Source organism: Planctomycetota bacterium (assembly GCA_038746835.1).
In the GTDB taxonomy this organism is placed as follows: domain Bacteria; phylum Planctomycetota; class Phycisphaerae; order Tepidisphaerales; family Tepidisphaeraceae; genus JBCDKH01.
In genome coordinates this window covers 1-8,979 of sequence record JBCDKH010000154.1, presented here as the reverse complement: position 1 = coordinate 8,979, position 8,979 = coordinate 1, and the positions used below count along the sequence as shown (strand labels likewise).

Annotated in this window: 7 protein-coding genes; 4 read left to right on the top strand and 3 right to left on the bottom strand. The window is 65.0% G+C overall.

The annotated features are described in order from the left end of the window. The first annotated feature begins 250 nt into the window (after positions 1-250). The 3 genes from AAGI46_13260 to AAGI46_13250 all read left to right on the top strand — a co-directional run bounded on the left by AAGI46_13260 (position 251) and on the right by AAGI46_13250 (position 4,000). The gene (locus AAGI46_13260; protein ID MEM1013174.1) at positions 251-937 is read left to right on the top strand and encodes a hypothetical protein; all 687 of its coding nucleotides are present in this window, start codon (positions 251-253) and stop codon (positions 935-937) included. Between the two features lie 332 nt (positions 938-1,269). Next, positions 1,270-2,814, top strand: a complete 1,545-nt coding sequence (locus AAGI46_13255; GenBank protein MEM1013173.1) for a DASS family sodium-coupled anion symporter — start codon at positions 1,270-1,272, stop codon at positions 2,812-2,814. Between the two features lie 190 nt (positions 2,815-3,004). Beyond that, positions 3,005-4,000: a hypothetical protein gene (locus tag AAGI46_13250; protein MEM1013172.1), complete on the top strand. Its 996-nt coding sequence runs from the start codon at positions 3,005-3,007 to the stop codon at positions 3,998-4,000. Positions 4,001-4,015: 15 nt separating this feature from the next. Here AAGI46_13250 and AAGI46_13245 read toward each other — a convergent pair whose 3' ends face one another. Genes AAGI46_13245 through AAGI46_13235 form a run of 3 tightly spaced genes read right to left on the bottom strand, consistent with a single transcriptional unit; the run spans position 4,016 to position 7,025 of the window. After that, the gene (locus AAGI46_13245) at positions 4,016-4,588 is read right to left on the bottom strand and encodes an NADH-quinone oxidoreductase subunit B family protein (protein MEM1013171.1); all 573 of its coding nucleotides are present in this window, start codon (positions 4,586-4,588) and stop codon (positions 4,016-4,018) included. Positions 4,589-4,611: 23 nt separating this feature from the next. Continuing rightward, positions 4,612-5,295, bottom strand: coding sequence for a hypothetical protein (locus AAGI46_13240; GenBank protein MEM1013170.1), 684 nt, complete (start codon positions 5,293-5,295; stop codon positions 4,612-4,614). Between the two features lie 50 nt (positions 5,296-5,345). After that, positions 5,346-7,025, bottom strand: a complete 1,680-nt coding sequence (locus AAGI46_13235) for a hypothetical protein (GenBank protein ID MEM1013169.1) — start codon at positions 7,023-7,025, stop codon at positions 5,346-5,348. A gap of 433 nt (positions 7,026-7,458) precedes the next feature. On the opposite strand from AAGI46_13235, the gene AAGI46_13230 reads away from it, so the two are divergent. Next, entirely contained in the window at positions 7,459-8,787 is a 1,329-nt protein-coding gene (locus AAGI46_13230) for a DEAD/DEAH box helicase (protein ID MEM1013168.1), read from the top strand. Positions 8,788-8,979 lie beyond the last annotated feature (192 nt).

Genomic DNA, 8,979 nt, shown 5'->3' with positions numbered 1-8,979 from the left:
TCGGTCGGGGTTCCTTCGTTGCTGTACGTCCGCGGAGGTCCCGCACCTCGCGAACAGAATCACGGGCGCGTCTCACCGTGCAGCATCCCTCACCAGCTGGTACCGTGCCCACGACACAGCTCATCGATGCAAGCCTGCACAAAGCCGGCTAGCGTTGGCTCAAAAGGGCTGCCAAAGCCGTTGGCGACTCCCATGAGCCGTGTATACCCAAATCACACAACGACAATGATTATTTATTATCGGTACCGCGATGCTGGCAGATGATATAGTACAGTACTTCGAAAAATTAGAGCGGCATGATATTCCGGCGATTGACGTCTCATTTCCTATCGATGCGCGCATGTCTGTGTATCGAGACGATCATGACTGGGCTATCGTCATCGAGTTGTTTGAATTCAATCAGCAGCGCCTGTTTCATGATGGCATTATCACGAGCGTGTGGACCTATGGTAGCTGCCTTCCCAAGTTACCCGGACGAAGATATCCAGAGCTTCATGTGACAGGTGATGCGCCCGACGCCCCACTCTTTAACCTGAGGGATTTCGACAACAGCATCATGTCGAGTGCCAGCGGCATGAAAATTCGTTCCAGGCTCGTACCGATACCGACACGGCTTGCCGATTATCAAGAGGCGGGAATTGTACTTTGCGAGCCTCCAGTGATTTATGGGTACGAACTTCTTCGCCTCATCACGCCAGAACATCGATCATTAGTGTTCTTGAGTGAAGAAGAAATGTCTTCGTATGTCGGCAGGCATCTGCCTCTTTTGCTTCGCTTAGAGGAGTGGTACCATCCAGACGAGCCAGGTGACTTTGCCAAAAGTGAGATTGTCCGAATCCTGGCGCAGGTCATTTCGTACGGAGACGCCTCATTATACCGACCTCGCCTTATGGCAAATACGCATTGGCGTAACTGGCCTATGGCTGGGGTAGTGTAGATCGATAGATGATCTATCGGCAGTCCATCGAGACGCGGAGGTACGGCGGCGACAGGAAACGGGGTCGGGAGACGTTTCGGCGTTGGATGTCGCTCTCAAAGGTGTGGACTATCGAGCCGGCCCGACCGCTGCGACATGACGCCTCAGGCGGCCGCGACAGATGATCGCATGCGGCATCGCGGGCCGCGTCAGGCCGATAGATTGAAGGGAAGGACGCGGCGGTGCTGCGGAGTGCCGTTGGCGAGGAGACCTTTGCGGACGTTGCTGTCGGGACGCTCAGCTAGCCTGCGAGGAGGCCTTGGCGGCGGGTGCCGTTGGATGGAAGACCCCTGATGTCGACCGCGGAACAGCTTGCTCATCGTGCCGACGCCGGCGTGGACGAATCGTCTGTCGAGCCGCTCCCCGGCCCGCCGCCGGTGATGCCGCCGACGGAGCCGCCGTCGGCCAGCGAGTCGGGGCCGGGCGGAGCGGTGCGGCACGCGAGGCCGGGCGTGCTGTGTCTGCTGACGGCGATCGTCGCGTCGCTGGGCGTCTACGTGCTGACGGACCTGCCGCGGGAGCAGGTCTACATGACGGGCATCTTCGTGCTGGCGGCGCTGCTCTGGCTGACGCAGTCGGTGCCGCTGTTCGCGACCAGCATCGTCATCATCGGGGCGATGGTGATCTTCCTGGCGAACCCGGGCGGTTGGGTCGGCTTCGGGTTCGAGGAGGCCAACGCGGCGAATCAGCCGACGTACCGGCAGATCCTGGCGGTGGGGGCGAGTCCGATCATCATCCTGTTCTTCGGCGGGTTCATCCTGGCCGAGGCACTGGTGAAGCAGGGCGTCGACAAGTCCATGGCGGCCATCATCGTCCGGCCTTTCGGGGGCAAGCCGAGAGCGACGCTGGCGGCCGTCATGGGCGCGACGGCGTTCTTCTCCATGTGGATGAGCAACACGGCCGCGACGGCGATGATGATCACGCTCGTCGGGGCGATGATGATGGGCGTGGCCCAGAGCGAGCCGTTCCGCCGGGCGATGATCCTGGGCGTCGCCTTCGCGGCCAACATCGGCGGGATGGGCACGCCCATCGGCACGCCGCCCAACGCCGTCGCGCTTGAGGCGCTCCGCCAGCGCGGCATCACCGTCCGTTTCGGCGAGTGGATGCTGATCGCCGTGCCGCTGGCGATGGGCCTGCTGGTCGTCGCGTGGCTGATGCTGATCCTGATCTACAAGCCCGAGTCCAAGGACCTGGCCCTTCGGCCCGAGCCGCAGCGGATCACGGGCCGCGGCAGGTTCACGCTCGTCATCTTCGGGCTCACGATTCTGCTCTGGCTCACGGGTACATGGCACGGCGTGCCGAGCTACGTGGTTGCGCTGCTGCCGGCGGTCGTCTTCACGTCGACGGGCATCATCGGGCGTGACGACGTTAACAGTCTGGAGTGGAACATCCTGATCCTGATCGCCGGCGGCCTGGCGATCGGGCTGGGCATGAAGCTGGTCGGCCTCGACGACACGATCGCTGGGGCGGTGTCGAACTTCGGCATCACCAGCAGCTTTCTCATCGTCGCGCTGCTGGCGGGCGTGACGCTGCTGCTGAGCAACTTCATGAGCAACACGGCGACGGCGAACCTCGTCGTGCCGGTGGGCGTGACGATCATGTTCGCCCTGGTCGGCGGCGAGGGCGAGAGCCAGATGGTGGTGCTCGCGGTGAGCCTGGCCCTGGTGGCGAGCATTGCGATGAGCCTGCCCGTCAGCACGCCGCCGAACGCGATTGCGTTCAGCACGGACGCGATCACGGTGCGTCAGCTGGCGACGAGCGGAACGGTGCTGAGCCTGCTGGGCCTGTTCCTGATCATCGCCTTCGGCGGCACGATCATCGCCTTCTGGCACGGGTGAAGACGGCGGCTCAGCCGTCATCCTGAGCGAGCGCAGCGAGTCGAAGGACCTCGTTTGAGCGTTCGAGCGGAACCGCTGCGAGGTCCCTCGGCTGCGCTCGGGATCACGGATTGGGGCGACTTCTGGAGCGCTGTTACCTTGCAGAGGCGCCGGTCTGAGGCGAAGCTGGAGACCCCAAGTGACCCCCAACATGCAAGACGATCCGCGGCAGCTTCAGTACGCCCACCTCGCCGAGCGGCCTGGTCTGGTGACGGGGCTGGGCGTGATGAGCATCATCTTCGGATCGCTGGGCATCATGGTGAATGGCATCACGGTGCTGTACATGGTGCTGATCGGCTTTGCGTTGGCGATGACGAACAACATGGGCGGCGGGACGATCAACACCGGCTCCACGCCGGCCGGGGTGGTGACGGCGGTGGAGGCGCAGATCATCGTCGACGCGCTGCACCAGACGGAGCCGATGTCCGAGGCGGACCAGGCGCGGCTGCTGAAGGCGGTCCAGATGGCGGAGCTTCCGATGGTCCCGCCGGCGGAAGGGCAGCCGTGGACGGTCCAGCACGTGACGAGCCAGATCGCCAGCTCGTACGTGGAGGACTTCAGCTTCGGGTCTTCGACGCGCCCGGCCGACGAGTCGCCGACATCGCTGTACTTCGACTTCGGCTTCAGCGGAAGCTTGTACGTCAACCCGGGCGACATCACCTTCGATGCGTGGGCGCTCAGCGGCGTCGATACCACGACCGTCGTCTATGACGACGGGACCGTCGAGTCGTACCCGACCAACTTCGGTGCGTTCAACCCGTTCGGCGGCGTCTCGGTCGCGGCGGCGTGGGCGATGGGCATCGCAGAGGGCATCGAGGTGCTGCTGGCGGTCGCTTTGCTGGTGATCGGCATCGGCACGATGCGCGACGCCGAGTGGACGTGGAAGTGGCACCGCCTCTGGGCGTGGACGCGGATCGTCGTCGCACTCGTCGCGGCCGGTGCGAGCTTCTGGATGATCAAGAGCTTCTACGACTCCATCTTCAACGACCCAGCGCTCGGCACGCAGGGCGGAAAACCCGGTCAGTCGTTCACCACCGGCATGGCGGGCGTCGCCGCGGGCATTGGACTGTTGCTCGCGATCGGCTATCCGATCGCGGTGCTTCTGACGACACGCACGATCAGCGTGCGGAACTGGTTCCGTGCGTGAGCGACGCGTGCAGCGCTATCGCTTGTTGAGCACCTGACCACCCACGCCCAGCGGCACCGGCTGCGGGGCGGGGACGTAGCTGGGCTCGACGACGAGCTGCAACGCCCGACGCGGACCCGTCGGCGGGAGGCCGTCCTCGTCAATCTTCCGTTGGATGGCCATGATGCCCTCGATCAACGTCTCCGGACGCGGCGGGCAGCCGGGGACATAGACGTCGACCGGCATGAACTGGTCGATCCCTTGGACGGTCGCATAAGCGTCAAAGACGCCGCCCGTCGAGGCACAGGCACCCATGGAGATGACCCACTTGGGCTCGGTCATCTGCTGGTAGATGTGCTGGAGGACCGGCATCATCTTGATGGTCACGCGGCCGGCGACGATCATCAGGTCGCTCTGGCGAGGTGAAAACCGCATGGCTTCGGCACCGAATCGGGCCAGGTCGTAGCGCGACGAGGCAGTCGCCATCAGCTCGATGCCGCAGCAGGCTGTCGCGAACGGCATCGGCCACAGCGAGCTTCGGCGGGCCCAGTTGACGACGCGTTTCAGGTTCGTCGTCAGAACGTTGTCGGGCAGCGTGGTGACGTCCATGGTCGGATACTACGCCCTGGGCTTCATGCAGGTGCGTCTGTCGAATCGGCTGAAACAGCCCCCGACTTGCCACCGACGAACGCGAAGGGCACGACACCGAGCCCGAGGACCAGCAGGACGATGCCCGCGATCGTCAGGAAGCCGCCGCCCGCGCCGGTGTCGACGTCGACGTCATACGCCAGCACCGGTCGACCTGCGGAGTCGGTCCGCTCGCTCGCGTCTTCGACGTCTTCGGGCAGCTTGATCGTCTGCGTGACCGTCATCAGCACCCCGGCGTCTTCTTCCTGCGTGTAGTTGTAGATGAAGGTGGTGCCGTTGTCCTGCTCGTTGCCGCTGCCCATGCCGGGCTCGAGTTCGAGCTCGTAGCTGCCATCGCCGCGGTGGCGGGCGACGCCGCGGGCTTTGATGGTCATGACCATCGTGCGGTCCATGTCGTCCTGATCCAGGTCGAAGTCGTCGACGACGTACTGGCTGACGAACTGGCCCATGTCGCGTCGGAGCAGCGACGGGTTATCGCCGTACTGCTGCTTCCAGCCCTGCCACTGCTGGGCGTTCATGGTCATCTGGAACCGGATGGTCGCATCGCCGAGCTCGTCGAGTTCGATGTCGATGGTCATCGGCAGGACCTGCGTCTGGCCGACCTGCCCGCGGGCAGTGGCGACAAGGAGCAGCAGGGCGGCGACGACGAAGAGGAAGAGGTGCTTCATGGCAGTCGGTGTGAGGCGTCTTGGTGCGGATCTGGAACGAAGGTGCGGACTCAACGACCGCCGACGAGGGTGGCCAGCGTCTGCTGCCACGAGTTGTCGCCCTGAGGCGACGTCGCGGCGATGCCGACGAGGTTGCCCTGAGGCGACTGGATGAAGTACATGCCGCCCACGAGCATGAATTGCCCGTTGCTGACCTGCAGCTGGGCGAACGTCGCCTGGCCGCTGCCGACCTGTTGCTGCTGCGGCTGGCCGAACTGGATCATCGCGCCCATCTGCTGGGCGAAGCCCTGGATCTGCCCGATCGCCTGCTGCGGGCTGCTCTGGCCGAAGTCGTACCCCTCGATCGACCGCATGCCGGTCTGGTCCATCGCGTTGAAGACGTAGCTGGGCAGGTACGGCTGGATCTGCTGGACGGCGACAGGGTTCTGCTGGAAACCCATCGGGTAGCTCATCTGCAGTCCCGCGATGTTGACGACGTTGCCGCCAATGTTCTGCGGGTTCGGATTGGGATTCGGGTTCGGCCCGGGGTTGGGATTGGGATTGGGCCGCGGGTCGTTGCGGGCGGTCTGGACGCGCTTGGTGAGCATGTCGTTCAGGCCGGCGATGTCGGTCTGGCCGAACTCCGGCGGGCGGACGCCGCGCGACTGTTCCTGCGTGACGTTGACGATGATGCCGGGGTTCTTGCCGGCCTGGAGCTCGCGGAACTGCTTCACGCCCGACTGCACCGCCTGCTCGAAGCTCATCACGCCGCCCAGGTTGGTCCCGCCGACGCCGGTCGACTCGATCGGCAGGAGCGAGCCGTCGCTGGCCTTGAGCACCGGGTAGCAGTGCCCGGGCACCAGCACCAGGTACGCCTCGGCCCCGGCACCCTTGGCCAGCGCCGCCCAGAGCATGGCCAGCTCGATGCACAGGCCGCTGTTCTGGTAGATGACGTCGCGTGGCAGGCGGACACTCTGCGTGTACGCGGCCGCGTCGCCGATCTTTTCGGGAACGCCCGTGTTGCCGGCATAGGTCATGCCGGACTTGGTCATGAAGTCGTAGACCGATCGCGCCATCTTCTCGAGCGACTTCAGATCGCTCACCACCGGTGCACCGGCCCCACCTAGCTCGACGGCCTTGCCGAAGAACTGCCGGACGACCGCGTCCTCGTACGTGACGAAGGCGGCCGTCAGCTCGGCGTTGTCGTAGACGTCGTACCAGCCCAGCACCTCGTCAGCGGGCAGGCTGGTGTATTCGATCTCGTTGACGCCGCGGAACTCGAAGTTGCGTCGCTCGATCTGCTCCTGCGTCTCGCCGTCCTGCTCCCAGGCGAGCTTCACTTCGAGCGTGGCCGGCGTGCGGGTGCGGATTGTCGTGACCGATCGTGGCAGTTGCGGGTAGATCGCGAGGCTCGCCGTCTGGCCCGGCAGCAGCTGCTCGGCCGCCTCGGGCGTGGTCCAGGAGTCGAGGTGGCCGGGGATGCGGTAGCTGACTTCGAGGTTGTCGAGCGAGGCGTCGCCGTCGTTTTCGAGCTCGACCTTGCCGAGCCAGTACTTCCCGTCGGCCGCCTCGGGGTTGCCGTAGGCCTTGTAGGCGACGGTCATGACGGTGGGCTTGACGTCGATCTGGTAGTCGAGTTTGCCCTCGCCCCCGCCCGAGACGAGGCCGATGAGCAGCAGAACGCCGCCGAAAACCGCCAGGCCGCCCCCGGCGGCGAGCGGAGCGAGTCGAATGGTGCTGGAGAGTGGCATCACCACCCCATGCGACACAGGCCGACCGGGCGGGCCACGGAAATTTCAGAGGCTCGGCGCTCCATGGTGGCGACGAAGTCCCATCCGTCATCCCGAGCGCAGCCGAGGGACCTCGCAGCGGTTCTGCACAATTGATCAGACGAGGTCCTTCGACTCGCTTCGCTCGCTCAGGATGACGCAGAAAGCTCCGTAGAAACGCGTTCGGGGCAGGACAGCTGCCTAGCCTGCCCAGTCGCGCCGACTCTGCTCGGGGCGACGGACTGAACTTTTCGCCTCAGCCGGTCTCGCGGACTTTTCTGCGGATCTCACTCGACGTCGTCAAGGCCAGTCGCCGTGCTGCGAACCTCTCGCGGCACCTCCGGCAACTGCCGTGCAACCGCCCATTCGTCGGGCGGTCGGCGTGCCGTGACGTACGACATCGAACAGACACCGCTTGAAGAACACCATCCGTTTCGCCGACCTCCCGCTCAGCAGCCTCCTAAAGAAGAACGTCGCCCGCGAGGGGTACGACGTCCCGACGCCCGTGCAGGCGATGGCGATCCCGCCGATCGTCGAGGGCCGCGACGTCCTCGCCAGCGCACCCACTGGCACCGGCAAGACGGCCGCGTTCACGCTGCCGCTGCTGCATCGCCTCGCCCAGACCGCCGGGGGCAAGCGGCATCCGCGGGCACTCGTCCTGTGCCCGACGCGCGAGCTGGCCGGGCAGATCACCGACGCCCTGGACGTCTATGGCCACGGCACCGGTTTGCGGCACGCCGTCGTCTTCGGCGGTGTCGGGCAGGGCCGGCAGGTGAGCCAGCTGCGTCGCGGCGTCGACTTCCTCATCGCCACGCCAGGCCGACTGATGGACCTGATGGCCCAAGGGCACGTCGACCTGCGATTCGTCGAAACCCTCGTCCTCGACGAGGCCGACCGCATGCTCGACATGGGCTTCATCCCGGCCGTTCGCAAGATCGCCGGCGAGCTGCCGAAGGATCGCCAGACGCTGCTGTTCAGCGCGACGATTCCGCCGACGATCAAGAAGCTCGTGGCGGAGCTGATGCACGAGCCGTTTCGCGTGGAGGTGGCTCAGAAGGAAGCGACGGTCGACACGGTCGAGCAGAAGGTGCTCTTCGTGAAAAAGAGCGACAAGCCCGATCTTCTGGCCCACCTCGTCAAGCGGCACGGCATCGACTGCGGCATCGTGTTCAGCCGGACCAAGCACGGGGCGGACCGTGTCGTCAAGCAGCTCGGCCAGCGCGGCATCCGGGCCTCTGCCATCCACGGCAATCGCAACCAGAACCAGCGTCAGCGGGCGCTGGACGGCTTCCGCCGCGGCAAGGTGCCGATCCTCGTCGCGACCGACGTTGCCGCCCGCGGCATCGACGTCGACGGCATCACGCACGTCATCAACTACGACCTGACGCACGAGCCCGAGACCTACGTCCACCGCATCGGCCGAACAGGCCGGGCAGGTGCGACGGGTATTTCACTCAGCTTCTGCGACGCCGACGAGCGGGCGCATCTGCGCGACATCCAGAAGCTGCTGGGCCGCGAGATCGAGGTCGACAGCGACCACCCGTACACCGACGGTCGCCAGTCCGAACGCACGACCAAGCCACGCGGTCCAAGCGGCCGTGCTCCGGGCGCGAAGCCGACGTCGGTCAAGAAGCCCAAGCCCAAAGCGAAGGCACCCAAGCGCCCCAAACACCCACTGGCGTCGTCCAAGCCCAAGAAGCCCGCAAAGCCCAAAGGACACCGCGGTCGAAGACGCTCTGCGTGACACCGTTTGCGGTCCGGATTGCTCCGACTGTTGATCACGCAAGACCCGCATCGAAGCGAGCCCGAGCCCGAGCGTGAGCGAGCGGGTTGTTGTGAACGCGCAGACCCACTCGCTCACGCTCGGGGCTCGCTACCAGACAATCCCATGCAAACTGCTTTCTGTCTCGCGACATCGTCACTTTCGTTTATCGGG

Excerpts from the sequence above, each read along its gene's own strand:
- AAGI46_13260 (MEM1013174.1), top strand. The coding sequence starts at position 251 with ATGCTGGCAGATGATATAGTACAGTACTTCGAAAAATTAGAGCGGCAT.
- AAGI46_13255 (MEM1013173.1), top strand. The coding sequence starts at position 1,270 with ATGTCGACCGCGGAACAGCTTGCTCATCGTGCCGACGCCGGCGTGGAC.
- AAGI46_13250 (MEM1013172.1), top strand. The coding sequence starts at position 3,005 with ATGCAAGACGATCCGCGGCAGCTTCAGTACGCCCACCTCGCCGAGCGG.
- AAGI46_13245 (MEM1013171.1), bottom strand. The coding sequence starts at position 4,588 with ATGGACGTCACCACGCTGCCCGACAACGTTCTGACGACGAACCTGAAA.
- AAGI46_13240 (MEM1013170.1), bottom strand. The coding sequence starts at position 5,295 with ATGAAGCACCTCTTCCTCTTCGTCGTCGCCGCCCTGCTGCTCCTTGTC.
- AAGI46_13235 (MEM1013169.1), bottom strand. The coding sequence starts at position 7,025 with ATGCCACTCTCCAGCACCATTCGACTCGCTCCGCTCGCCGCCGGGGGC.